We start from the raw sequence: 578 nt of genomic DNA on the forward strand, positions 1-578 counted from the left end.
GTAGCTGCATGGAGTGATGAAAAGCAATCCGAAGGGGTATTCCACACCTATGTGGAAGAACAAGCGCAGCTTGTGCCAGATCACGTGGCCGTTGTATACGAGGATCGGCAGCTGACGTACCGTGAGCTGAACGAGCGCGGGAACCAGCTTGCCCGTAGATTGCGAAATGAGGGCATTGGACGCGAGTCGATTGTTGGTATTTTGAGCGAGCGCTCGGTGGATATGCTGGTCGGCGTACTGGCGGTATGGAAAGCCGGAGGCGCCTATGTACCGCTGGATGCGGATTATCCGTCCGAACGGATTCGCTTTATGCTGGAGGACAGCGGTGCGACGGTGCTGCTTACGCAAACCGGTTTGCAGGAGCGTGCACAGGCATGGCTAGAGGAAAGCCGGCAGGCTCTGGTCGGAAGACAGACTGAGGGCGAGCTGGAAACCGCGGCTGGCGCTGAAACGATGGAAAGAGACCGCCTGAATGAAGGCGTAAGCTTACTATCAGATTCGAAGTCTAATAGCGAAGCAGTATCCGAACCGGCAACAGGGCTGCGCCTGCATACTGTATTGGCGCTGGATGATGAGTC

1 protein-coding gene is annotated in these 578 nt (G+C 56.4%); it reads left to right on the plus strand.

Features of this window, described 5'->3' with window-relative positions:
• Positions 1 to 578 (plus strand): AMP-binding protein (locus AC5V8P_RS25970; protein ID WP_495474102.1); only part of this gene is annotated, 578 nt, incomplete at both ends.

Source organism: Paenibacillus sp. N119s (genome assembly GCF_059447605.1).